The sequence below is a fragment of the Anaerobacillus sp. MEB173 genome (assembly GCF_052119505.1).
Lineage (GTDB): Bacteria > Bacillota > Bacilli > Bacillales > JBJMAU01 > JBJMAU01.
On record NZ_JBJMAU010000006.1, the window covers coordinates 163682 to 187315 of the forward strand.

25 protein-coding genes and 1 riboswitch are annotated in these 23634 nt (G+C 38.4%); of the genes, 19 read left to right on the plus strand and 6 right to left on the minus strand.

Features of this window, described 5'->3' with window-relative positions; translation table 11 throughout:
* The first annotated feature begins 504 nt into the window (after positions 1-504).
* The 12 genes from ACJ2A9_RS14225 (at position 505) to ACJ2A9_RS14280 (ending at position 13187) form a co-directional block, all read left to right on the plus strand.
* Positions 505-1413 (plus strand): hypothetical protein, encoded by a 909-nt coding sequence (locus ACJ2A9_RS14225; RefSeq protein WP_441422332.1) that lies wholly within the window; start codon positions 505-507, stop codon positions 1411-1413.
* Between the two features lie 399 nt (positions 1414-1812).
* Positions 1813-2661, plus strand: a complete 849-nt coding sequence (locus ACJ2A9_RS14230; RefSeq protein WP_441422333.1) for a DUF72 domain-containing protein — start codon at positions 1813-1815, stop codon at positions 2659-2661.
* Between the two features lie 71 nt (positions 2662-2732).
* Positions 2733-3554 carry a sulfite exporter TauE/SafE family protein gene (locus ACJ2A9_RS14235; protein WP_441422334.1) on the plus strand — a complete coding sequence of 274 codons (822 nt, stop codon included), beginning with the start codon at positions 2733-2735 and terminating at the stop codon, positions 3552-3554.
* A 182-nt stretch (positions 3555-3736) separates the two neighbouring features.
* Complete coding sequence (locus ACJ2A9_RS14240; RefSeq protein ID WP_441422335.1) at positions 3737-5134, plus strand: bifunctional metallophosphatase/5'-nucleotidase; 1398 nt, start codon at positions 3737-3739, stop codon at positions 5132-5134.
* 220 nt (positions 5135-5354) lie between these two features.
* Entirely contained in the window at positions 5355-5657 is a 303-nt protein-coding gene (locus ACJ2A9_RS14245; protein WP_441422436.1) for a YunC family protein, read from the plus strand.
* Between the two features lie 229 nt (positions 5658-5886).
* On the plus strand, positions 5887-7011 hold the full coding sequence (locus tag ACJ2A9_RS14250) for an HD-GYP domain-containing protein (protein WP_441422336.1): 1125 nt from the start codon (positions 5887-5889) through the stop codon (positions 7009-7011).
* A gap of 21 nt (positions 7012-7032) precedes the next feature.
* On the plus strand, positions 7033-7827 hold the full coding sequence (gene thyA / locus ACJ2A9_RS14255; protein WP_441422337.1) for a thymidylate synthase: 795 nt from the start codon (positions 7033-7035) through the stop codon (positions 7825-7827).
* The gene (locus ACJ2A9_RS14260) at positions 7824-8303 is read left to right on the plus strand and encodes a dihydrofolate reductase (protein ID WP_441422338.1); all 480 of its coding nucleotides are present in this window, start codon (positions 7824-7826) and stop codon (positions 8301-8303) included. Before thyA ends, ACJ2A9_RS14260 begins: the two co-directional genes overlap by 4 nt.
* Before the next feature lie 54 nt (positions 8304-8357).
* Positions 8358-9146 (plus strand): sporulation protein YunB, encoded by a 789-nt coding sequence (gene yunB, locus ACJ2A9_RS14265; protein ID WP_441422339.1) that lies wholly within the window; start codon positions 8358-8360, stop codon positions 9144-9146.
* Between the two features lie 73 nt (positions 9147-9219).
* Positions 9220-9398: riboswitch (Lysine riboswitch) on the plus strand.
* Between the two features lie 224 nt (positions 9399-9622).
* The gene (locus tag ACJ2A9_RS14270) at positions 9623-11164 is read left to right on the plus strand and encodes a Na+/H+ antiporter NhaC family protein (RefSeq protein ID WP_441422340.1); all 1542 of its coding nucleotides are present in this window, start codon (positions 9623-9625) and stop codon (positions 11162-11164) included.
* Positions 11165-11559: 395 nt separating this feature from the next.
* Entirely contained in the window at positions 11560-13080 is a 1521-nt protein-coding gene (locus ACJ2A9_RS14275) for a sodium-dependent transporter (RefSeq protein ID WP_441422341.1), read from the plus strand.
* Entirely contained in the window at positions 13080-13187 is a 108-nt protein-coding gene (locus ACJ2A9_RS14280) for a methionine/alanine import family NSS transporter small subunit (protein ID WP_441422342.1), read from the plus strand. The genes ACJ2A9_RS14275 and ACJ2A9_RS14280 overlap by 1 nt, the downstream gene beginning before the upstream one ends.
* A 212-nt stretch (positions 13188-13399) precedes the next feature.
* Here ACJ2A9_RS14280 and ACJ2A9_RS14285 read toward each other — a convergent pair whose 3' ends face one another.
* Entirely contained in the window at positions 13400-14410 is a 1011-nt protein-coding gene (locus tag ACJ2A9_RS14285) for a M23 family metallopeptidase (RefSeq protein ID WP_441422437.1), read from the minus strand.
* Positions 14411-14630: 220 nt separating this feature from the next.
* Between ACJ2A9_RS14285 and lipA the strand changes: the two genes are divergently transcribed.
* On the plus strand, positions 14631-15530 hold the full coding sequence (gene lipA, locus ACJ2A9_RS14290) for a lipoyl synthase (protein WP_441422343.1): 900 nt from the start codon (positions 14631-14633) through the stop codon (positions 15528-15530).
* Between the two features lie 192 nt (positions 15531-15722).
* Here lipA and ACJ2A9_RS14295 read toward each other — a convergent pair whose 3' ends face one another.
* Positions 15723-16361, minus strand: coding sequence for a YhcN/YlaJ family sporulation lipoprotein (locus tag ACJ2A9_RS14295; protein WP_441422344.1), 639 nt, complete (start codon positions 16359-16361; stop codon positions 15723-15725).
* Positions 16362-16523: 162 nt separating this feature from the next.
* Here ACJ2A9_RS14295 and ACJ2A9_RS14300 point away from each other — a divergent pair, with 162 nt between their 5' ends.
* Entirely contained in the window at positions 16524-16829 is a 306-nt protein-coding gene (locus tag ACJ2A9_RS14300; protein WP_441422345.1) for a YutD family protein, read from the plus strand.
* A 275-nt stretch (positions 16830-17104) separates the two neighbouring features.
* Here ACJ2A9_RS14300 and ACJ2A9_RS14305 read toward each other — a convergent pair whose 3' ends face one another.
* From ACJ2A9_RS14305 to glpX, 3 genes are all read right to left on the minus strand, one after another.
* Positions 17105-17392, minus strand: a complete 288-nt coding sequence (locus tag ACJ2A9_RS14305) for a cytosolic protein (protein ID WP_441422346.1) — start codon at positions 17390-17392, stop codon at positions 17105-17107.
* A gap of 119 nt (positions 17393-17511) precedes the next feature.
* A complete protein-coding gene (locus tag ACJ2A9_RS14310) occupies positions 17512-17778 on the minus strand; it encodes a DUF3055 domain-containing protein (protein WP_441422347.1) in 267 nt (88 codons plus the stop codon).
* A gap of 109 nt (positions 17779-17887) precedes the next feature.
* On the minus strand, positions 17888-18856 hold the full coding sequence (gene glpX, locus ACJ2A9_RS14315; RefSeq protein ID WP_441422348.1) for a class II fructose-bisphosphatase: 969 nt from the start codon (positions 18854-18856) through the stop codon (positions 17888-17890).
* 305 nt (positions 18857-19161) lie between these two features.
* On the opposite strand from glpX, the gene ACJ2A9_RS14320 reads away from it, so the two are divergent.
* From ACJ2A9_RS14320 to ACJ2A9_RS14330, 3 genes are all read left to right on the plus strand, one after another.
* On the plus strand, positions 19162-19599 hold the full coding sequence (locus ACJ2A9_RS14320; RefSeq protein ID WP_441422438.1) for a DUF86 domain-containing protein: 438 nt from the start codon (positions 19162-19164) through the stop codon (positions 19597-19599).
* A 129-nt stretch (positions 19600-19728) separates the two neighbouring features.
* The gene (locus ACJ2A9_RS14325; protein ID WP_441422349.1) at positions 19729-20370 is read left to right on the plus strand and encodes a helix-turn-helix transcriptional regulator; all 642 of its coding nucleotides are present in this window, start codon (positions 19729-19731) and stop codon (positions 20368-20370) included.
* 220 nt (positions 20371-20590) lie between these two features.
* A complete protein-coding gene (locus ACJ2A9_RS14330) occupies positions 20591-21358 on the plus strand; it encodes a TIGR01457 family HAD-type hydrolase (RefSeq protein ID WP_441422350.1) in 768 nt (255 codons plus the stop codon).
* A gap of 85 nt (positions 21359-21443) precedes the next feature.
* On the opposite strand, the gene ACJ2A9_RS14335 is transcribed toward ACJ2A9_RS14330, so the two are convergent.
* Positions 21444-21947 (minus strand): phosphatidylglycerophosphatase A family protein, encoded by a 504-nt coding sequence (locus ACJ2A9_RS14335; protein ID WP_441422351.1) that lies wholly within the window; start codon positions 21945-21947, stop codon positions 21444-21446.
* A 223-nt stretch (positions 21948-22170) separates the two neighbouring features.
* Between ACJ2A9_RS14335 and yutH the strand changes: the two genes are divergently transcribed.
* Positions 22171-23181: a spore coat putative kinase YutH gene (gene yutH / locus ACJ2A9_RS14340; RefSeq protein ID WP_441422352.1), complete on the plus strand. Its 1011-nt coding sequence runs from the start codon at positions 22171-22173 to the stop codon at positions 23179-23181.
* A 62-nt stretch (positions 23182-23243) separates the two neighbouring features.
* Positions 23244-23507 carry a DUF1450 domain-containing protein gene (locus tag ACJ2A9_RS14345; RefSeq protein WP_441422353.1) on the plus strand — a complete coding sequence of 88 codons (264 nt, stop codon included), beginning with the start codon at positions 23244-23246 and terminating at the stop codon, positions 23505-23507.
* Positions 23508-23634 lie beyond the last annotated feature (127 nt).

Sequence of the window (23634 nt, forward strand, 5' to 3'; positions counted from 1 at the left end):
GTTGTTATGATGGTTTTATGCCCCAAGCGATTTGAAACATATTTAAGGCTTGCACAACCTATTTACATGTAAGCTGAATGATTGTCAATTCCGATTATGTTGTTGAACAAAAACAATTCAAAAACCTTGACAGCTCCTATTGGATTAGGAGAGGGTTGAAAAACCTATTTCACCGTAAAGAATTTCAGTGTCATTTTTGAAACTATGTGTTTAATAACAAACTTTCTAAGAGATGCTGGGCTGAACACCCAATTTTACATAGACAATTAACTAAAACGTTTATACCTATATATACTGTCAGAAAAAGGAAAGTAAAGGTGAAAAATAATGTGCAGACAGAATTCCTATTACGGACACTCTTCATTTCTTTACCCTTTTTACTATCCAGAAATGTGGCAAAGTTATAACAGTAGCATACAAGAACCTTATTGTGCCCACTTTGCTCCTACTACACCATACACCTCGTGGGCACCATTTGGGTGGGAAAGAAGGAGACCAACTTTAATGAGTATAGATAGCCCAGTTAGTCTCATGTCTGCTTATGGTCCCACTAATCAAAAAGTAGATGTATCCAATACAGATGCTTCTTTAAGACTATTCCCTTTAGCAATAACGAAAAACCAAGAGCGAATTATAAATCTGAGGAGAGCAGCTGGTTTCAATGATGCTGAAGCACTTGCCCTTATGTTCGAAGATAGAGAAATTGCGGACGATGGAACACTTCGGGGACGATTGATAGCCATACTCGATGCTACCGAATCCAAAATCGTCCCCGGACTGCAAACAGGGATAGAGTTTCAAGATGTAGGATTCAAAGGCGACAGGAACCACGGGGGAAAGGGATTTAAAGACCCTCATCCTTCGAGCCGAAATCAGGTTGGGCATTTTCTTACTGCGGTAGGTCTCGCATTTCGCCCTGAAATCGTATCACGTCCTGTATTGGGAATCCCAATGCGTCATCACATAGGTATTCCTGCCTCACTCAGCGACCGTGATGTTGCCCTTCGATTAACTATTGGTCACGAATTATCACCTGATCCGAATGTTTTGCTAGCTGGCACAATAGGAACAGGGATTCCGGGGACTGGACCCCTATTGGGTGGTGGAATTGCCTTATATTATGAAATTTGGACTTCTTACCGAAATCAATTTTTTAGTGTCAAGCCAGAAGATGTACTTGCGTTCAATATTGCATTAAAAGCGCTTGGTACCAATCTCATACTAAATATGAATGCAGCTGAAGTTGCTCTAATTCCTATTTTCACCAAAATCCGTGTTCAAAAGCGTGGGAATAGCTATCAAGATTTGCGTCTCAGCCTGGTAGGTTGGTATTTAGGAGAAGCCATTTTGCAAGGTAGATATACAAGTGGAAAACAAGTCTCGGAATGGGTTCGTAAAAATCTGAAAGAATAATATCTTGATTATCTTCACTTAGATTGCCGACCTTTACTTAACAAGTCCTGTCCTTCCCCAGATTCTTTTTTATTTTATTATAAAATGTATGTATTCTTATGGGAGTTTCTGTGCCGACTTCGTGCCGAAATGACTTTAATGTGCATATTTAGCTATTTTATAAAAATCGGTTAAACCCTTGATATAAAGCCGTTTCTTTATAAATCCTTTCAAGCTGTTTTAAGTACAATTAATCAAGTTCGAGATGGAAGGTTCTATCGGATAATTAACCATAAATAAAAAAGCGAGTCCAAATCATTGGATTCGCTTTTTTTTATGAGAAGTCTTAAAATAATAATTAGAGATAATCTTACATAATTATAGTTAACATCATTTTTTTATAAGGGAAGAGTATAGGCAATGATATATATTGGTTTAACAGGATGGGGAGATCATGATGACCTCTATGAAGGAGGTACGAAAGGTCAGGATAAGCTTGCAATATACAGCAGTCATTTTCCGATTGTTGAAATAGATTCATCTTTTTATGCAATACAGCCGCTTACGAATTACAATAAATGGACGAACATAACTCCTTCATCTTTTTCCTTCGTTGTGAAAGCTTACCAAGGGATAACAGGCCATATTCGTGGTGACATTCCATTTGCAAATAAAGCAGAGATGTTTCAACGGTTTGTTGAATCAGTAACACCACTTGTAACCGCAGGTAAACTTAAGATGGTCCTGTGTCAATTCCCGCCATGGTTTGAATGCAACAGGGCTAATGTGGACTATTTGCGTTATTGTAAGGAGAAGCTGGAGAATCTTCCAGTCGCTTTGGAGTTTCGTCATCAATCTTGGTTTGCACCTCACTATTATGATAAGACATTAGTGTTTATGGAAAAAGAAGGCTGGATTCACAGTATTTGTGATGAGCCGCAGGCGGGGAAAGGCTCAGTCCCGACGGTCCTTCATCCAACCTATTCAAGCCTCACTCTCGTCAGATTCCACGGTCGAAATAAGTATGGCTGGAATGATCCGGGTACGGGAAACTGGAGAGAGGTTCGTTATCTCTACCGTTATTCTGAGGAGGAACTGGCAGAGTGGGTAACACAGCTTCGGCAGTTAGAGAAAGATTCAGAAGAGGTTTGTGTACTATTTAACAACAATTCTGGTGGCGATGCGGCAGCAAATGCAAAACAGCTCATTGAGATGTTAGGAATTACATACACAGGACTTGCCCCGCAGCAATTAAAACTGTTTGAATAAAAAAGGGTAAACTAATTGTGGTTTGCTATAATTAGTGCTTGAAAATGGATTAGAGAAAGTTGGAAATGTTTATGGAGTGGTTATTACTCATTGTCATTGGACTTGTTGCTGGAACGCTAGGAAGTCTTATGGGACTAGGTGGAGGGATCATTGTTGTTCCAGCTTTAATGCTTCTTGGCAGCTACACAATGATTCTAGCTGGAATTACGCCACAAGTGGCAGTAGGAACATCACTTGTTATTATGATTTTTACAGCATTGTCATCCACATTAGCTTATATTAAGCAGAAAAAAGTAGATTACAAAAGTGGATTGTTGTTTTTTTCGGGTTCAGGTCCGGGAGCATTATTTGGTGTTTGGTTAAACAAAGACATTGATGCGAATTCATTTCTTGTCTATTTTGGAATTTTTATTATCATTGTTTCATTTATACTCATGGTTCGTAAACATTTAAAGCCGTTAAAAGTAAGTGCTAAGGGAGTTCAGCGGGGCTATATAAATGAAAATGGTGAGGAAACTATATATGGCTATCAGCCGGTTTTAGCAATTTCCATCTCGTTTATTGTTGGAATGTGCTCGGGATTATTCGGTATTGGTGGCGGCTCTTTAATGGTTCCAGCGATGATCTTATTATTTGGATTTCCAGCCCATATTGCTGTTGCAACATCAATGTTTATGATTTTTCTTTCATCGATTGTCAGTTCCATTTCTCATATCTCATTAGGTAATGTTAACTGGCTCTATGCACTAGCCCTCGTTCCAGGCGCCTGGTACGGTGGGAAACTAGGAGCTGCAATCAACCAAAGACTCAAAAGCGATACCGTCGTAAACATCCTCCGCATTTTCCTCATCATCATCGGAATCAGATTGATTTGGCAGGGAATGACGGGGTAGGTTTGTTAAAAGTTAAAAGTTAATAGTTGAAAGTGAATTTAGTTTAGAGTTTAGAGTGTAGAGTTTAGAGTTGCTTTTGGGGTAACTCTGTGAAATTTTTAAAAGACTTCTTTAGAAAAAGCTAACGAACAACTCTAAACTCTAAACTTTTAATTCTAAACTCTAGAAAGGGGTTGATGTTTTTGTCGCTTTCGCAAATTTTTATTTATCATACGAATGATTTACATAGCCGCTTGGAAAATTGGCCAAAGGTTGTTTCTTATTTTAAGAAGCAGCGGGAGCATCATAAGCGTCGAAATGAGTCAGCTCTCTTTTTTGATATTGGTGACCATGCAGATCGGGTTCATCCGATTACAGAGGCTACAAACGGAAAAGGAAATGTCCGTTTAATGAATGAAGCAGGATTTCATAATGCGACGATCGGTAATAATGAGGGAATTACGTTTTCAAAAGAACACCTGGATCGTCTTTATGATGAAGCAAATTTCAACGTTCTTGTAGCCAACCTGTTTGAAGCAAATGGTGATCAGCCTACGTGGACTCAGTCATATGATTTTCATCAGCTTGATAATGGTCTAACCGTTGGTGTGATTGGGATGACGATGCCATACTATCCTTTTTACCGCAGTTTGGGCTGGGATATTAAGGATCCGTTTGAACTTTTGCCAAGCTTAGTTGAGGAAGTTCGGAAACAAGCGGATATTGTTGTTCTGCTTTCCCATTTAGGTTTTAACATCGATGAAAAAATTGCTGATGAACTAGAAGGGATAGACGTCATTTTAGGGGGGCATACTCATCATTTACTCCAAAACGGACGTTATGTAAAAGGAACCGTTATTGCTCAAGCGGGTAAATTCTGTAAATATTTAGGACAAATCTCTTTAACGTATGATCATGAATTAAAGGAAATTGTCTCACATGATGCGTATTGTATCCCAACCGAGCAACAGCAGAATTGTGAAGTAACAGAACAGCTTCTTACAGATTTATTTGTTGAACAGGAGAAAACGCTGTATGAAGAAGTTACATCAATAGAGCATCCGCTGTATGTGAATTGGTTTGAGCCTTCTGCGTTTGCTCAAATCACTGCAAGAGCGCTACGAGAGTGGTGTCATGCTGAGATTGGCATGGTCAATTCGGGTGTTATTCTTGAAGGTCTAACGGAAGGGAAAGTCACAAGAGGGGATTTGCATCGAATCTGCCCGCATCCGATTAATCCTTGTAAAGTAAAATTACGCGGTGATTTACTAAAGGAAACGATACAGCATGCCTTTACAGAAGAAATACAGCAGCTTAAGGTTAATGGCTTTGGATTTCGCGGCAAGGTGATGGGAATGATGGTCTTTGATGGGATTGATGTAAAAACAACTAAGCTTGCTGATGGACTTACCCATGTAACAAGCATTAAAATAGGCGGAAAACCAATCGACCCTGATCGTATTTATGAAATAGGAACAATCGATATGTTCACATTCGGAAAACTCTTCCCAGCCATCGCCGCATCACCAGAAAAACAATACTACATGCCAGAACTACTTAGGGATGTGTTAGCGTGGAAACTGGGGAAAGAAAATTTATAGTTTAGAGTTGAGAGTGTAGAGTTTAGAGTAAAAGAAAGTAGTTCATGGATGTTTGCATCATTGGAAAAACTTAAACAACTCTAAACTCTAAATTCTAAACTCTAAACTTATTTAAAAAACGCACTTTTTTCCCATTGCTTCATAACTTGATAAAGAGGTAGATGGATGACTATGTTCATTTCATTGTGAAATACTTTGTCAGGGGAGTGTGGAGAAAGATATGGTTGAGATGTACCCTATCGTCATTGAGGATCAGCAATTTACAGCTATTATTGTAAAATTACCGAAAACAAATTTTATGGCCGTTACAAATGATAACGGATATATAATGTGTGGGGCATTGGATGTTGCTTTATTGAATGCCAAATTAAAAGAACGCAAAATTATTGCCGGTCGGGCAGTAGGGGTCCGAACAATTGATCAGTTGCTTGAAGCACCTTTAGAATCAGTGACTTTGGAAGCTGAGGAAAGAGGTATTTATAAAGGCATGAAAGGTAAAGATGCTTTGTTAAAAATGGTATAATTTTTTTCTCCTGGCATGATGATTGCCAGGTTTTTTTATCGTGTAAAAATCCTTTTGATGAAAGTTTCACTTACTCGATGCAACAGAAAGGTAGATACAAGCAAATCATTCGCTTATAATAAATATATCCATGAAAAAAAATTTGGTTTACATTAGTTGTTTGTTCATGTTAACCAATATGCTTAGATATAATAGCAAAGTCTTGAGGAGAAGTTGGGGTTGGATGTAGATGAGATTAGTAGTTACAAAATCATTAAAGCCGGGTGTAGAGTTAGGAAAGTCAATTTACAATGAAAATGGACAAGTATTGATTCAATCAGGGGTGACGCTAAGTGAACGAATGATTAACCGCCTCCAAGAAATAGGGATTACATTTGTTTATATTAAAGATTCACGAGCAGATGGAATTGAAGTAAAAGAATCGATTACCCAGGAGACACGGAAAAAAGCCATTGATACAATTAAAACTGAATTTTCAACGATGACGGATCAAGGTATCCTATCGAAATCATTTAATCCTGACTTAATTCAAAAAAAGTTTTCTGTAGTGATTAAAAATATCCTGAATGATATTAAGGGGAATCGTGAGGCATTATCATTACTATCGAATGTTTACAGTTATGATTCTTATATTTTCACGCACTCATTAAATGTAACGATCTATACTCTTGCTTTAGCTGTAAAGGCAGGATTTAACGAGAAGCAATTAATGGAAATTGGGATGGGCGCAATGTTGCATGATATTGGCAAAATGACAATTCCTACTGAAATACTTGGAAAACCTGGTAAGCTAACAAATGAAGAGTATGGGATTATTAAGGAGCATACAACTGCTGGTTTTAACATCTTAAGAAAATCAACAAGTATCTCTTTGCTCACGGCTCACTGTGCTTTTCAGCATCATGAAAGGTTAGATGGATCGGGCTATCCAAGAGGACTGGCACGTGATGAGATTCATTACTATGCCAAAGTGATTGGCATCGCTGATGTGTTTGATGCCATGACTTCAGAGCGAGTGTATCGTCAAGCAATGCTTCCTAATGAAGGAATGGAAATTTTATTTGCAGGTGTTGAAACGCAGTACGATAAAAAACTCGTAGAAATTTTTAAAGAAACAATCGCTGTCTATCCATGTGGTTTAACTGTCGTGTTAAGTGATGGCCGAAAAGGAATTGTTTCTAAGCAGAACAAACAACTCACGACAAGGCCGGTTGTAAGGATTATTGAAGAGCATGGAGTAGAACTTACTAATACATATGAAGTTGATTTATTAGAGGAATTGAATGTAACAATTACAGAGTGCGAAACAAGATTAGCTTCAGAAAAAAAAGAGTATTCTATAAAGAAACTATGATAAATTGAGGTGTTACTTAGCTTGAGACAATATTTAGACGTTATGCAAGAGATATTAGATCACGGAGTAAAAAAAGAGGATCGTACAGGAACAGGGACATTGTCACTATTTGCTCGGCAAATGCGTTTTAACCTGCAAGAAGGCTTTCCGTTAGTCACAACAAAAAAGCTGCATTTACGTGCGATTATTCATGAACTTCTATGGTTTCTTAAAGGGGAAACAAACATTAAATATTTAATGGAAAATCGGGTGTCAATTTGGGATGAATGGGCAGACGAGAACGGTGAACTCGGTCCAGTTTATGGTAAGCAGTGGCGTGCTTGGGAGACACCTGACGGCAGAACAATTGATCAAATTAGCGAGGTAGTGGAACAAATTAAGACAAATCCAAACTCAAGGCGACTGCTTGTAAATGCCTGGAATGTCGGAGAACTGGACAAAATGGCACTTCCTCCATGTCACTATTCGTTTCAATTTTATGTGGCAGATGGAAAGTTGTCATGCATGTTAAATCAGCGCAGCTGTGACTTTTTCTTAGGTGTTCCTTTCAATATCGCAAGCTACGCGATTTTAACCCATATGATTGCACAACAATGCGATTTAGAGGTGGGTGAATTTATTTGGTCCGGTGGCGATGTTCACCTGTATTTGAATCATCTCGAGCAAGCGAAGTTACAGTTAACGAGAGAGCCGCTGCCATTGCCAAAGTTAGTCATTAAGAGAAAGCCAGATACAATTTTTGACTATCAGTTTGATGATTTTGAAATTGTTGATTACGAAGCACATCCACATATTAAGGGAGAAGTTTCAGTATGATTTCATTAATTGTCGCAATGGGAGAAGGACGTGTAATCGGATTAAATAATGAGATGCCGTGGCATTTGCCGGCTGACCTTGCTTATTTCAAAAAAGTAACAACTGGTCATACGGTGATCATGGGGAGAAAAACGTTTGAATCGATTGGCAGACCGCTGCCGAATCGAAACAATATTATTTTAACGCGAGACCGAAATTTTATGGCTGACGGCTGTACAATAGTACATTCTATTGAAGAAGCATTAGCCCTTGACGGTGATCTTTTTGTGATTGGCGGTGCTGAAATTTATAAACAGTTCTTACCTTATACTGATCGTATCTATGTTACCCAAATTGATCATTCGTTTGAAGGGGATACGTTTTTTCCTCAAATGGGTGATGAATGGGTGGTTGTACATGAGGAAGCAGGAATCCGTGACGAAAAGAATCGTTATGATCACCGCTTTTTAATTTATAAGAAAATGTCCAAATCGTAGGCGTAAATCTAGTCCCTCCTTGCATACATATAACTATGTAAGGGGGGATTTTGTTTGGCACTGATTAAAAAAAGACTGCGTCCCCGAAAAGGACCGTTACCATTTCGATATGTATTTTTGATATCATTTGTTATCTTTATTATTCTTACTGTTCAAGGATTATGGTTTGTAGAAAGAGGAATACGGCCTACATTGCTGGCTATTGCGCATACAGAGACTCAACGGATTGCGACGCTGGCCATTAATGATGCCATTTCGAAAAAGATTTCAGAAAGCACGGAAATGGAAGAGTTAATTGTCATTGATAAAGATGCGCAAGGAAATATCACTTCTGCCCGTTTTGATCCTACCATTTATAATAAAGTGTTATATGAAGCGACGTATCGGGTCCAACATTATTTAAAAATGGTTGAAGAAGGAAGAGTCGAGGAACTTGGATTACCTAATGGGGTTGAAGTTGAACGAAATCATGATTCTGGTTTCAATGGAATTATTCATACAATCCCGTTGGGTCAAGCAACACAAAATGCCCTCCTCGCTCATTTAGGCCCGCAAATTCCGGTCCGATTTACGGCGATAGGAGACGTGAAATCACAGATTAATAATACGATCAAAGAAGTAGGAATTAATAATACGTGGATCGATGTAGCAGTCGATATTGAGGTCGATGTGCGAATTATTATTCCTTTTGCAACAGATACAGCTGTTGTATCTACTTCGATTCCAGTTGGAATGTTATTTGTACCTGGTAAAGTGCCTGATTTTTATAATCAAGGTGGTAGTGGTTCACTGCCTGCACCAGCGATTATTAAAGAATCTGACATTAGAGAAGCAATTAACTAAAATTAACATTGTTGTTCAAATGGAATATTGCTATACTTTTATAATGTAATAGAATAAGTTAAGCCTCATCAATCGATGAGGTAGAGGCGCGAAAATCATGAGTATGTAATGTGAGGATGACAACGAAGACCATTACAAAAAGGGAAATTCGCCGAAGTAAAGATAAAAGTCATGTTTATCTTTACTGGGGTTGCATTGAATAAATGCCGCACTGTCACTATAGAGCAACTATAGTGGAGGACTACTTTACTTGATGAGACACTTTAACGTTACTTGTTTAAGGTAATGGTAGGTCTTGTGCTACTATTACCTTTTTTAGTGAGCAGAGAGAGAAAGAGAAACAGAAAGAGATAAGAAGAGAGAAAAAATGTTAGGGAATTAGCATCTAGCTTATTAGCGATTAGAATGTAGTTAAAAGTTAAAAGTTAATGGCTAAAAGCTAACCGCTAACCGCTAAATAAATCAGGGGGTCGATTATGGAACATTCAGCTTTATCATTAATACCACCAGTACTCGCTTTACTGATGGTTATCGTTACAAGGAGAGTATTGCTGTCACTCGGTGTTGGAATTATTGTCGGGGCATTAATGGTCAATGGCTTTAGTATTACGGAAAGCCTTTCGCAAATCTTTAGTATTGTCGGAGGAATTTTTGTTGCAGATGGGGGATTGAATACGTGGGAACTATATATTCTCTTTTTCCTGCTTGCGCTAGGAATGATCGCGTCACTTGTCTCACTATCTGGAGGAAGCAGAGCCTTTGGAGAATGGGCAATGAAGCGCGTGAAGACGAGAGTCGGTGCGCAGCTAGTTACGATTTTATTAGGGTTTATCATTTTTATTGATGACTATTTTAATAGTTTAACAGTTGGTAATGTTAGTCGTCCTTTAACGGATCGTCATCGTATCTCCCGTTCTAAGCTTGCATATTTGGTCGATTCAACAGCAGCTCCTATCTGTATCGTTGCACCTGTTTCAAGCTGGGGTGCGTATATCATTACAATTATTGGGGGAATATTAGTTACACATAATGTGACCCAATATGAAGCGCTTCAAGCATTTTTACTGATGGTACCAATGAATTTTTATGCAATTCTTGCACTATTAATGGTTTTTGCAGTTGTCATTTTTAAGCTGGATATTGGATTAATGAAGAAGCAGGAAATTCATGCGATGAATACAGGTGAACTTGTTGACTTAACAAAAGGACCGGTTCCTGGAGATCAACAAAACGTAACTGTTTCTGATAAAGGAAAAGTTGGCGACTTATTATGGCCAATTGCTACGTTAATTTCTGCGACTGTTTTCTTTATGATTTTTACTGGAATTCAAGGAACAGAAGGCGAAGTTACAATACTGTCGATTTTTGAAAATACCGATGTTGCTGCAGCACTTGTTTACGGAGGACTTTTAGGTCTGGCCGTTGCTATTGTTCTTGTATTAGTAAAAGGCGTATCAGGTCGTCAATTTGGAAGTGGATTATGGGCTGGTATAAAATCAATGCTTCCAGCGATTTATATTCTAATTTTTGCTTGGACAATCATTGAAATTATTAGTGAATTAGGAACTGGAAAGTATTTAGCCGGTTTAGTTGATGCGCATATGAATATTGCTTATTTACCAGTTGTATTGTTTATAATTGCTGGATTTATGGCATTTTCAACAGGAACGTCGTGGGGTACATTTGGAATTATGCTTCCGATTGCTGGTGAAATTGCAGCTGCGACAGATGTTACAATGATGTTGCCAGTACTTGCAGCAGTATTAGCTGGAGCGATATTTGGTGATCATTGTTCACCAATTTCTGATACAACGATTCTTTCATCAACAGGAGCAGGAAGTCATCATATTGATCACGTGATGACACAATTGCCTTATGCGTTAATTGTTGCGGCGATAACGATCATAGGTTATTTAGTATTAGGTTTTACAGGAAGTGTTCTGTTCGGTTTACTCGTTTCCATTGCAACTTTCGTGTTAACGGTATTTGTGTTGAAAAAAGTGGCATCAGCCAATTGATTGTAATAAAATAGAAAATGCTTGGAAAGTTTAATTTTCCAAGCATTTTTTGTTTGTATTTAGAGTCACTTTTGATAAAAAAATTTTCGACAAAATCCTGCATTTTTCGAAAAATATTTTGACTTTAACGTTGAAATTAATTATAATAAAATAGTGAATTGTCAGAAAATTGGGCGATTTGATAGGTGTTTTATACGTTTGGAAAGGACAAACTATCTTTTTTACTTTGGTACTTTAGCGTTAGACCGCGTTAAAATGTATATTCCACATGGAAATGACAAAAATATACTTTTGACAAAGACAAGCTAAAACTATATACTAAAACCAAAATATTCAGAATAAAATAAATAGTAAGACGAGTGCTTACTATTTAAAGAGAGAAAGGGGTTAAAAAAATGAATAATCGCGAGCAATGGGGGACGCGAGCCGGCTTTATATTAGCAGCAGTGGGCTCGGCAGTAGGATTAGGGAATATTTGGAGATTTCCATATGTTGCCTATGAAAATGGAGGAGGGGCATTCTTCCTGCCATATTTATTTGCACTTTTAACGGCGGGTATTCCGCTACTTATTATGGAGTTCACGTTAGGTCATAAGTATCGCGGCTCAGCACCATTAGCCTATGCAAGATTAAATCGAAAATCTGAATGGATTGGCTGGTGGCAAGTAGCAATTTCGTTTGTTATTGCTACATACTATGCTGTAATTATCGCTTGGGCCATTTCGTATACGTATTTTGCAGTGGGACAACAGTGGGGAACAGATACAGCAGGATTCTTATTCGGAGAGTATTTACAATTATCAGTTGATCCTGGTCAAACAGGTAGTTTAGTACCAGGCGTATTTATTCCGTTAATTTTAGTTTGGATTATTGCGTTAGGTGTTTTATTTAAGGGTGTTAAGCGTGGAATTGAAGTAGCAAACCGTATCTTCATTCCAACACTTGTTGTTGTCTTTTTAATTATCGTTATTCGTGCTTTAACACTTGAAGGCGCGTCAGTTGGTTTAAATGCGTTCTTTAAACCAAACTGGGAGACGATTATGGATGGAAAAGTTTGGGTGGCGGCATACGGTCAAATTTTCTTTAGTTTATCAATCGCCTTTGCCATTATGATTACGTACTCAAGTTACTTACCAAAGAAATCGGATATAAATAACAACGCATTTATCGCAGGTTTTTCTAACTCGAGCTTTGAGTTATTAGCGGGTATCGGGGTTTTCGCAGCGATTGGTTTTATGGCAACATCAACAGGTGTAGGTGTAGATGAAATTGCTGGTGCTGGTGTAGGATTTGCTTTCGTTGTCTTCCCTGAAATCATTAATACATTCCCTGGAATGAACGGATTGTTTGGGGTACTATTCTTTGGATCCTTAGTATTAGCGGGACTTTCATCACTTATCTCGATCGTTCAAACGTATATAGCAGCCCTGCAAGATAAGTTTGGGATTTCTCGTACGAAGGCGGTTGCATTTGGTGGCGGTCTATCAGCTCTTATCTCGATTCTTTTTGCAACACAAGGTGGTTTATTCTTCTTAGATGCAGTGGATTATTTTATTAACAGCTTTGGGGTAGCCTTTGCAGGGTTAGTAAGTGTAGTTGTTGTTTCTTGGTTCCTTAAGCAGCTTACACCATTACAAAAACATGCTAATGATATTTCAGATATTCGAACAGGTACATGGTGGAAAGTATGTCTAGGTGTAATTACGCCAATCGTCCTAGGTTATATGATGTTCGATAATATTAAAAAGAATCTAACAGAGAACTACGAAGGGTATGCAACGAGCTTCATCATTCCATGGGGCTGGATGGTTGCCATAGGAGTGATTGTTGTTGGGATTATCTTCTCAATGATCAGTTGGAAACCTGGAATGTTAGAGGAAGAGCAAACGGAAGCTAATAAGGAGGTTGGTCAGTAATGGAAGCAAGTGCTATCGCAATGATGGTCATCGGAATCGCAATTATTTGGGGTGGTTTGGGAGCAAGTATAATCCATGCTGTCCGTGTCGCAAAGCAAAATAAGTAATAAGAAAAGCGCAGGTGCGACCGTGCTCCTGCGTCTACGAGTAACGCTTCGAAGCAAGCTTCCTCGTCGCAAAGCAGCAAAGAGGTATTGCAAGTAGTCGCTTCACTGGAGGGCCGCCAATAAGTGTCTTGCTTTTTGGACACGTTTGTCGGACCGAAGTGACCTCGAGCGACTAGGCGCCGGAGCTAGACAATAAGAAAAGGCAAAGAGAATTATCTTCTCTTTGCCTTTCTTCTTTCTTGACGATCTTTCTTTTCCCAATTTTTCAACGATGGATAAGGATCAAATGACCATTCTGTAAAGCCGTTGTCACGATACATGCCATAATGCAAGTGGGGAGGGAATTTGCCTTGGGTCCCAGGCTTTCCATACCCAGAGCTTCCTACATAGCCAATGACTGTACCTGGTTCTACAACCTTACCAACCTCAATATCCTTTTCAAAACCGGATAAATGAGCAAAATAGTGGTAGATATTGTCTATATCCCGGATGCCAACACGCCATCCGCCATATTTATTCCAGCCCTTCAATTCAATGATCCCGTATTTTGTAGCACGAACCGGAGTGCCATGTCCGGCGAAAATATCAGTTCCTTCATGAATGCGACGGCCACCCCAACCTCTGGCATCTCCCCATGTGTTTTTGTAGCTGTAATTAAAACGGAGAGGAACAGGGAAAGCTGTTTTTGTTAAATGGATCGTGTCATAGGTTTTAAATACCTTTGCATGGCCTATGATTAAGCCAACTGCTTTATCTCGTTGATAGTACTTCCATAAGCCGATTTTGATATTTTCTTCATCGAATCCATACGTTTGTAAGTAATTCGCAAATGTATAAAGAACATCCTCACTATCATTGCGACTAGCAATACCGTCACCATTCCCATCTAGCCCTATTCCTCCAAAAAGACTAATGGAAACCGGATTATCGTCCTCTAAATTCGGATTAAGGGCACCTACCCATTGCTTTGGAGAATAGTAAATTCCAATAAAACCATCTTCTTTGGGAAGGTCTCTGCGTGCTCTTCGTAAACCTCTTTCATAATAATCAATGCCGGCTAAATAATACCAAGGTATGTTCGTTAATGTTTCAGTTTTCTTGTATAAATCCATTCTCTTTTCCAAAATTTGTTCGTATGTTAGTTCACCTGTTGATTCAGCAGCGGCTGGAATCGCAGTAAAGACGATACTTAAAATAGTAAGCAGTATCATCATTTTTTTTATTCCCATGAAGCTAACCCCTTTCTACATGCTCATAACTATAGTTTGTTGCGATTAACTAAAAACATATATGTTAATTGATGGAAATGTTCAAGAGTATTTGTTCAATTTGGATAACGGATCTAAACATGATACATTAAACTAAAGAATTAAATTTTATTAATATAAAAAAAGAGCTCAGTACGTTATAATATAATTGGCTATTTTTGATTGGAGTGGTACTATGTCGAATAAAGAGCAATATATACGAAAACCTGACTGGTTAAAAATAAAGTTAAACACAAATGAATCGTATACTGGTCTGAAAAAATTAATGAGAGAGAACAATCTTCATACGGTTTGTGAAGAAGCAAAATGTCCGAATATCCATGAATGCTGGGCTGAAAGAAAAACAGCTACATTTATGATCTTGGGTGGGACGTGTACAAGAGCATGCCGTTTTTGTGCGGTAAATTCTGGCCTGCCGACTGAATTAGATTTGCAGGAGCCGGAACGCGTGGCTGAATCCGTCGCCTTAATGGGACTCAAGCATGCAGTTATTACAGCGGTTGCCCGTGATGATTTAAAGGACGGCGGGGCAGCAGTATTTGCGGATACAGTTCGTAAAGTTCGTAAGCGTAATCCATTCTGTTCAATTGAAGTTTTGCCTTCGGACATGATGGGTGTGTATGAAAACTTAAAGACATTAATGGATGCCCGTCCGAATATTCTTAATCACAATATTGAGACAGTCCGTCGCTTAACACCAACAGTACGTGCAAGAGCGACATATGAACGTTCTCTGGAGTTTTTACGTCGTGCAAAAGAAATGCAGCCTGACATTCCTACAAAATCAAGTATCATGGTTGGGTTAGGTGAGACGAAGGAAGAATTATTGGAAACAATGGATGACCTACGCGCAAATGACGTCAATATTTTAACTATCGGTCAATACTTGCAACCAACAAAAAAACACATCAAACTAGAAAAGTATTACACACCGGAAGAGTTTGCTGAGCTAAAAGACATTGCGATGTCCAAAGGCTTCAGTCACTGTGAATCAGGGCCACTCGTGCGTTCTTCATACCACGCTGATGAACAAGTCAACTCAGCCCAAGCTGAAGAAGCGAGGAGAGCGAATTAATTCATTTTTAGTTTAGAGTTTAGAGTGTAGAGTTGTTTTTGTGAAGATTGTAAAGAGAAGTTAATTAATTAAGAATTTAGAATGTAGAATTTAGAATTGTATGTTAGGGTTTCAAGGAAGAATTCTTCTTTGATTAGCCCTCAATAATTCTAAATTATTAATTCTAAATTCAAAGAAGAGACTTGCCTCTGGCTAGTCTCTTTTTGCGTTGTCAGCGATTTCCCGTTTCATTTGACGGGATTCGTTGTCTCGGTCTCCTAGGTTCCGTCCTTGTGGGGACTTCTTCATTTCTTTGATCGTTTCGTCTAGGTCGCCTTTAATTGTGTGATCATTACTGTTGCTTAATCCACTGTAGCGTTCAATGCTTTGAATCATACCTTGTTTATCGGAAACATGTACATTATAAAATCTTGGGACTAGTGAGAAGGCTGTTTGTTTCACTTGATCTGCTGTATCTGCACGGTCTTTAGTATTCGCGAGATAGGCAACTAAGACTTCACTATCTGTCACTAATGTGGCCACGTCATAAACACCTGGAACATTTAAAGCTAATCGGCTAATTTCATCGGCAATTAATTCGCGGTCGTAGATCATTGTTTCATTACTGCGCTCGGCTAATGCGGTAGTTCCACTTTGATAACGTACATACCCAAAACGCTGCCGGTGATTTTGTCCATGCTCAGAGTAGTTAAGGATGTTATAATTTTCATTATCTTCGCGAACATTATAGTGATCGTGATTTTCAACAGCTAATGGTGATTGATTGTCCATTTGACAACCAGTAAGTATACTTATCACACTTAATCCTAAAGCAAGGCCTAATTTTTTCATCTGCTAAAACCTCCTTATGCTTAGAATCACCAAAAAGGAAAGATGTTTGCTTAGAAATTGTTGGATCACAATTGGTTTAAAATCACATCGATGTGTCATTTATGGTAAAATACGAATAAGTCCATTGGGTATAAATAATTGTTAAATAAGGTGGGGCTGAAGATGATTCGCGTACAAGGAGTAAGTTTTGAAGTAGTTGAAGATGTAAAAAGTGCCTGGAATGAAGAAGAATTTAAAGCACGTTATAGTGATGTTTTGAATAAATATGATTATATTGTTGGAGACTGGGGATATAGTCAGCTTAGATTACGTGGATTTTTTAACGATGAAAACCGTAAATCAACGTATGACACCAAAATCAGTACATTGCCTGAATATATTTATGAATATTGTAATTTTGGCTGTGCCTACTTTGTATTGCGAAAAGTAAAGGACATTCAGTCTAAACAGAAGAAGGCCAGCGAGTAATAAAAAGGAAGTTTACAGATGAAAACTCTGTATCAATGATGATACAGAGTTTTTTTGTCTAGCTCCAGCGCCTAGCCGCTCGAGGTCACTTCGGTCCGTCAAACGTGTCCAAAAGGCGAGACACTTATTGTCGGCCCTCCAGTGAAGCTGCTCCCTTGTAGCTTTGCTCCTGTGTCTACAAGTAAAGCTACGTAGAGAATTCCTCGTCGCAAGCCAGCATAGAAGAGAATCACAGGATGTAGGCTGGCTTAGCAAGGCGCTTGCGCTTTTCTTTGTTATGGTCGCTGATATGGAGGGACACGGTCGGCATCAGGGTCATCATGGGGTTGATGAGCACCTGGGAATTGACGTGGAATATCCTCATGAAAGGATTTGAATTCATAGTTGAAAGCACTGTATGGACGTTGTCCTTCCTCCCAGTTGCTTTTCCCTAATTCATGATTAACTGGTGATCCATATGGTCCATCAGAAAATTCCTCAGGAATGAAGAAGTTATGCATAGTCTCAGCATTTGAAAAATCACCATACAGATCTCGACCTTCATGATCTTTTTTTCGATTCATGAAAAACACCTCCTGAACGTATTTTGTCCGTTGGAGGTGCTGTTCATGCTAGTAAGTGATTGTTAATCAAGAAAGTTCAGAAAATGTCCACAATTCCATCCGTTCACACTTGGATAGGTTTATACGATTTCCCGTAAATAGGATCGAAGTTCTTCCGCATCCTCTTCATCGAGTTTATAGACATATTCTAAGTAACCTGGTTCATCAAGGTCATCCGTACCAATAATTGCAAAACGGTTTGATTGCATATCTAAGATGAGATGTTTACCGTAATGACGAGATGTTGATGTGATCGCTAAGTCAAAGCGTTGTTTTTCACCCATAAAACTGACAAAGCGAGTTCTCGTGTCTTCGGTATCGTCATATAAATAAAAACGATCAGTCATGATACCATCCTTCCTTTTACAGTCATTTTTTAAGCATTGAACATAATAAAATACAATTATAGTATAAGTGCTCCTTCAAGTCATGTAACATGCTCACAGTACAGTGATATTATTCCATGACGAGGTGAGGTTTATGTTCAAGATGATGGTGTGCTTTAATATATCTGACTGTTTTTGTCTTTGCCCGCATCACAATTGAATCGGTTTGAGCAACATCCCCGCCTAGGAAACGGACTCCTTCTAATAACTCACCTGAGGAAACCCCTGTAGCTGCAAAGATAGCATCGTCCCCACGCACGAGGTCATCTAAATATAAGATTTGTCTAGGGTCTTCAAGCCCCATCTTCTTACACCGTTCAAATTCTTCATCTGTATATGGGACGAGACGTGCTTGCATGTCACCACCTAGGCATTTCAGTGCTGCTGCAGAAATAACCCCTTCAGGAGCTCCGCCAGTACCGATAAAAAGGTCAACTCCGGTATGAGGAAGGGCAGTTGCAATTGCTGCACCAACATCGCCATCTCCAAATAATTTCACTCGCGCTCCCTTGGCACGAATGCGCTCGATTAATTCCTGATGACGCTCACGTTCTTGAATAATCACGGTCACATCGTTCACACGTTTGTTTGTCATCTTTGCTACAATATCAATGGTTTTTTCAATTGGATCATCAAGACGAACTAAACCAGCTGCTTCCGGCCCAACAGCTATTTTTTCCATATACATATCCGGAGCATGCAATAATGTTCCGCGATCGGCAACAGCTACAACTGCCATAGCATTTGGATGTCCTTTGGCAACAATACTTGTACCTTCTAATGGATCTACGGCAATATCAACATCTGGACCATTACCGATCCCTAATTTCTCACCAATATATAGCATAGGAGCTTCATCAAGCTCACCTTCACCAATAACAACAGTTCCTTTCATATTGACCGAGTCAAACATCGCTCGCATCGCACTTGTCGCAGCTTGATCTGCTTCATTCTTAAGACCTCTTCCCATCCATTGTGCAGATGCAAGAGCTGCTGCTTCAGTTACTCGAACAATCTCTAAGGCTAATTCACGTTCCAAAACTCTTCTCCTCCAGTTCATGTTGTGTAATAATGTAATAAGTTAAGAGTTGAGTTAAGTGTAGAGTGTAGAGTTTAGAGTATAGAGTTATTTTTGGGTACTCTGTGAGGTTTAAAAAGATCTTCTTAGAAAAGCCTTCAAACAACTCTACACTCTACACTTTAAACTCTAAACTAATTCCAACCTACTATATCATAACAAAGTTAAGCACATTAGGGAATTAACTATAATTAGTAAATCTGATTTCTAAATAAAAACCCTGAATGTGTTATACTAATTAAAACTAATTGGAGCAGGTGATGACCATGTATTTTGTTGATCGAAAAAAAATTGAAAGTTCTCTTACATATATGGAAAAATGTTTGCAAATTTATGCGGAGCAGAGCAGTTGGTCAACGGAAGTAGAAAAATTAGGGTTAGAGCGTTTAATTCATTCTGTCATTGAGTCGATCATTGATGTCGGCAATAGCATGATTGATGGTTTTATCATGCGCGATCCAGGAAGTTATGAGGATATTATTGAAATATTACAGGATGAAAAAGTGTTGGCAGAAAATGAGGCTGAAGGAATTAAGGCGGTTGTTCGTTATCGAAAAGCCCTCGTACAATCGTATACAGAAATGGAACATGAACAATTAAACGAAGTATTAAAGAATCAATTTGAGCAATTGCAGCAATTCCCTGTGTCTGTTAGAAAATACCTGGAGGATGAGTTAGGACCTGTGTCAGCATTTTTACCGTAAACATCTCAGTTTATGAGGTGTTTTTTCTTTTGATCAAGTTTAGAAAAATTCGAACTTAAACTACTTAATAAACATATTTAATGATAAAATATAATAAAGAAGATAATTTAAGTAAGGATGGTCATTTAAATGAGCAAACAAACCACCTCTACTCGAGATGAAATTCTAGGCCTATTGAAAATGAATAAGCAAATGACGGTTGCTGAAATGGCTGAGAACCTGGGGATTACTGAAATGGCAATCCGTCGTCATTTAAATTCGTTGGAACGTGACCATGTAGTTGAAACAACATTAGTAAGGCAAGCAATGGGTAGACCTTCGAATGTATATAGCCTCTCAAAAAAAGGTGAGGAGCTGTTCCCGCGTAATTACGCGACGCTGACAGTTGATTTCCTTAAAGATATTGAAGAGTTAAACGGTCCAGAAATGGTGGAGGCGTTATTCGAACGACGAAAAGAGCGCTTTAAAGAACAATATTCAAAGCGAATTGAAAACAAGTCATTTGAAGAAAAAATAGAAGAACTTGCTAAAATCCAAAATGAACATGGGTATATGGTTGAATGGGAAAAGGAAGAGGATGGAACGTATATTTTTAAAGAATACAATTGTCCGATCTCACAAATTGCTGAAGAATACCCAGTTGCATGTAAGTGTGAGCTTTCATTGTTTCGAGAAATGCTAGGTACAGATGAAATTGAATGTAGTTCAAGCCTAGCCATCGGTGACGGTCCTAACTGTTTTTACCGAATTAAAAAACCGAAAGATACGTGAAAGACTGCCATCCTGCATTTTGTTGGGTGGCACTTTTTTTGAGTGTAGAATTTAGAGTGTAGAGTTTAGAGTGATTTGAAAGGAGTGCTTCGAAGATTTTCCCACAGCCCTTAACTCTAAACTCTACATTCTAAACTCTAAACTAAAACAGGTTTTTAGAATTGTTTAGTAAGATTCAGGGAAGTTTTTAGTTAGGACAATTAATTCTTGGGGTGATTTTTTGAAAAAGTATGAGGGATTTTTAATTGATTTGGATGGGACGATGTTTCGGGGGACTGAGGTTATACAGGAAGCGGCAGATTTTGTTCATCAGTTGGAGGAGCGGAAGCTGTCATATTTATATGTAACAAATAATTCGTCGAGAACGAGAGAGGAAGTATCTGATAAGCTTGTACAAATGGGAATACCGTCAACGCCTGATCATGTGTTTACAACGAGCATTGCTACCGCTAATTATATTGCCGAAGAAAAGGAAGGAGCTTCAGTATATGTCATTGGTGAGAACGGGATTAGAACAGCACTTGCAGAAAAGGGTCTTACATTTCAGGATGAGAATCCGGATTATGTTGTAATGGGAATTGATCGTGATATTAATTATGAGAAATTAACTCTCGCTTGTTTGGCAGTCAGAAATGGTGCTACCTTCATTTCAACAAATGGTGATATCGCTTTGCCAACAGAACGAGGACTGCTTCCGGGAAACGGTTCACTGACATCAGTAGTGGCTGTTTCAACAGGTGTTAAACCAACATTTATCGGTAAGCCCGAAGCTGTTATCATTAATCAGGCACTGGATGTTATTGGCACACCAAAGGAAAAGACGTTAATGATTGGTGATAATTATGACACCGATATTTTAGCGGGAATTCACGCAAATATGGACACACTTATGGTACATACAGGTGTGACGTCAAAGGAACAATTAAAAACGTATTCAAAACAACCGACATATGTGTTGGATTCTCTAGCACAGTGGGAGTTTGAATAGAACAATTACAAGTTTTAATAAAATAAAGGCCTAGATGTCCGCTACTTAATAATCGGATATCCGGGCCTTATTTTTTTATCTAGTTTCAGTCAACATTGACATTTGCTGCACTATGAGCAAGTCGGCTTGATGCTGCTGCGGCAATCGCTCCGACAATGTCATCAAGAAAAGTATGACATGTATTAGAAGATTTTTTATTTAATTGCTCCAAGACGCCTGGTTTCTGTTTGTCAATATAACCGTAGTTTGTAAAGCCGATCGATCCATACACGTTGACGATGGAGAGAGCGATAATTTCATCAACCCCATACAAACCTTCATCACGCATGAGCATGTCTTGAAGTGGCTCTTCTAATAAACCTTTTTCGGCAAGGATATCTAATTGTATGCCAGTCAAAATGGCGTTTTGTACTTCTCTTTTCGATAAAACCTTCTCAATATTTTCCTTGCATTGTTCAATTTCCAAATCAGGGTAATATTTTACTTGTAAATAATAAACAAGATCGGCAATATGATCAATTGTCACCCCTCGATCAGCTAGCCATTTACGTGCAGTTTCTTCAACAATATCTATTTTCCGTTCAGTCATCTATATCACCTTCTCCTTCAATTTAACGTATTAGGGCATCTGCTTGTTCAAAAAAAGTGATCTTTTTAAAATTTATGCGGTCAAAGTAGTAAATATGTTCTGCTCCTACAACAGTTTTTGTACCTTTTTAATAAATTATTCCTGACAAATTGCTGTTACGTTGAACGTACACCTTTCTATATAACGGTCATAGACTATAGTGGAGAAAGGATGTGGATGTACTGTGTTTGAACGGCATTTGTTTGAACATTACCGTTTATTTTGTAATGAAAGAGCAATGATTGGTGATTATGAGGGTTTTGTCACAGAGGATGGTATGTATATAACGGTTCCTTGTGATGAGATTGAACAAGAAAGCATTGCGGAAGTGACAAATTATGCAAGGCACTTAGCGGCAATGGGAGAGACAGGTATTCCACAGCTTGTTTCAACAATTAATGGACAGATGAGTGCATCAATTGATGGCCAAGAGGTATTTTTATTTAAGGTGCCTGAAAATATTGAGATGGATAGACTATATAATGAAGATGAAACAATAGGAATGAAACTGGCTCATTTTCATAATCGCGGTAAAAATTTGGCAGCGCAAACGAAACAGCAGAATTATTTAGGGCAGTGGAAAGTATTCTGGGAACGAAGACTAGAACAAATGGAACAGTGGTATGACTATATTTTACGGCAGAAAAAAAAGTCACCATTTGATGAGTCTTTCTTGCTAACTTATCCTTATTATATGGGATTAACCGAAAATGCAATTCAATATGTTGTTGATAGTGAAATCGATGAACAAAATGCAAAGTTTGAGCGAGGAACAATATGTCATAAACGGTTTACAAATGCAACATGGCTAACACTCAATGAGAGGACATTATCGAATTTGAAACTGCCAACAACTTTTGTCTATGATCATCCAAGCAGAGATCTGTCTGAATGGATACGGCAGACCGTAAGAGACGATGGATTTCAAAATGATAAGATTATGACCTTTATCTTGGACTATCACAATACAGCCCCTTTAACCAAGTATGCGTGCCGATTGATCTATGGACGGTTGCTGTTTCCCCTTTCCTATTATGAGAGTGTGGAAGGATATTATCGTAGTAAGACCGACTGGGGGAAACAACAATATCATGAGTTGTACTTACGAGTGCTGGAAACTGAAAAAGAAAATACGAGAGGTTTAACAGAGTTGTCAAAGGATTTAATGATCCCGCCTGTAGATTGGCTAATTTAGACATTTAAAATTTTAGGAATGTTCACGCATTTTGTGGTAATATTAAAATATTGTTTAAAGATGTGCAAAATTTTGATAAATCAAAGCAAGGTGTTGAAATGGGTAATAAAGTAGAGTGTTGTCAAATGAATCGTTGGAATGGGTCAGACCACGTGTTTGAACAGTTAGAAAAAGAAGCAGAAATACAGGTTGTCACATTTACCTGCATTGGTAATTGCCATGTATGTAAGGATCAGTTCCACGGTGTGGTGAATAATCGACGGATAGCATGTTCTACACCGGAGCATCTTTTAGAAACGATTTACTCGATGACAGGCCTTGGATAACCTCCTTCCGTAATAAGGATTTGGAGGCTTTTTCGCTATAAAAGGACAAGCTTATTTTATTTTTGTTACCTTTTTTATAAAAATAGGCGGCTAACAACAATGAATAGTAAAAATAATCCTTGTAAAT

What these genes read in the sequence shown, in the direction of transcription:
- ACJ2A9_RS14225 (WP_441422332.1), top strand. Translation starts at nt 505, where the DNA reads ATGAGTATAGATAGCCCAGTTAGTCTCATGTCTGCTTATGGTCCCACT.
- ACJ2A9_RS14230 (WP_441422333.1), top strand. Translation starts at nt 1,813, where the DNA reads ATGATATATATTGGTTTAACAGGATGGGGAGATCATGATGACCTCTAT.
- ACJ2A9_RS14235 (WP_441422334.1), top strand. Translation starts at nt 2,733, where the DNA reads ATGGAGTGGTTATTACTCATTGTCATTGGACTTGTTGCTGGAACGCTA.
- ACJ2A9_RS14245 (WP_441422436.1), top strand. Translation starts at nt 5,355, where the DNA reads ATGGTTGAGATGTACCCTATCGTCATTGAGGATCAGCAATTTACAGCT.
- ACJ2A9_RS14250 (WP_441422336.1), top strand. Translation starts at nt 5,887, where the DNA reads ATGAGATTAGTAGTTACAAAATCATTAAAGCCGGGTGTAGAGTTAGGA.
- ACJ2A9_RS14260 (WP_441422338.1), top strand. Translation starts at nt 7,824, where the DNA reads ATGATTTCATTAATTGTCGCAATGGGAGAAGGACGTGTAATCGGATTA.
- ACJ2A9_RS14270 (WP_441422340.1), top strand. Translation starts at nt 9,623, where the DNA reads ATGGAACATTCAGCTTTATCATTAATACCACCAGTACTCGCTTTACTG.
- ACJ2A9_RS14275 (WP_441422341.1), top strand. Translation starts at nt 11,560, where the DNA reads ATGAATAATCGCGAGCAATGGGGGACGCGAGCCGGCTTTATATTAGCA.
- ACJ2A9_RS14280 (WP_441422342.1), top strand. Translation starts at nt 13,080, where the DNA reads ATGGAAGCAAGTGCTATCGCAATGATGGTCATCGGAATCGCAATTATT.
- lipA (WP_441422343.1), top strand. Translation starts at nt 14,631, where the DNA reads ATGTCGAATAAAGAGCAATATATACGAAAACCTGACTGGTTAAAAATA.
- ACJ2A9_RS14295 (WP_441422344.1), bottom strand. Translation starts at nt 16,361, where the DNA reads ATGAAAAAATTAGGCCTTGCTTTAGGATTAAGTGTGATAAGTATACTT.
- ACJ2A9_RS14300 (WP_441422345.1), top strand. Translation starts at nt 16,524, where the DNA reads ATGATTCGCGTACAAGGAGTAAGTTTTGAAGTAGTTGAAGATGTAAAA.
- ACJ2A9_RS14305 (WP_441422346.1), bottom strand. Translation starts at nt 17,392, where the DNA reads ATGAATCGAAAAAAAGATCATGAAGGTCGAGATCTGTATGGTGATTTT.
- ACJ2A9_RS14310 (WP_441422347.1), bottom strand. Translation starts at nt 17,778, where the DNA reads ATGACTGATCGTTTTTATTTATATGACGATACCGAAGACACGAGAACT.
- ACJ2A9_RS14320 (WP_441422438.1), top strand. Translation starts at nt 19,162, where the DNA reads ATGTATTTTGTTGATCGAAAAAAAATTGAAAGTTCTCTTACATATATG.
- ACJ2A9_RS14325 (WP_441422349.1), top strand. Translation starts at nt 19,729, where the DNA reads ATGAGCAAACAAACCACCTCTACTCGAGATGAAATTCTAGGCCTATTG.
- ACJ2A9_RS14335 (WP_441422351.1), bottom strand. Translation starts at nt 21,947, where the DNA reads ATGACTGAACGGAAAATAGATATTGTTGAAGAAACTGCACGTAAATGG.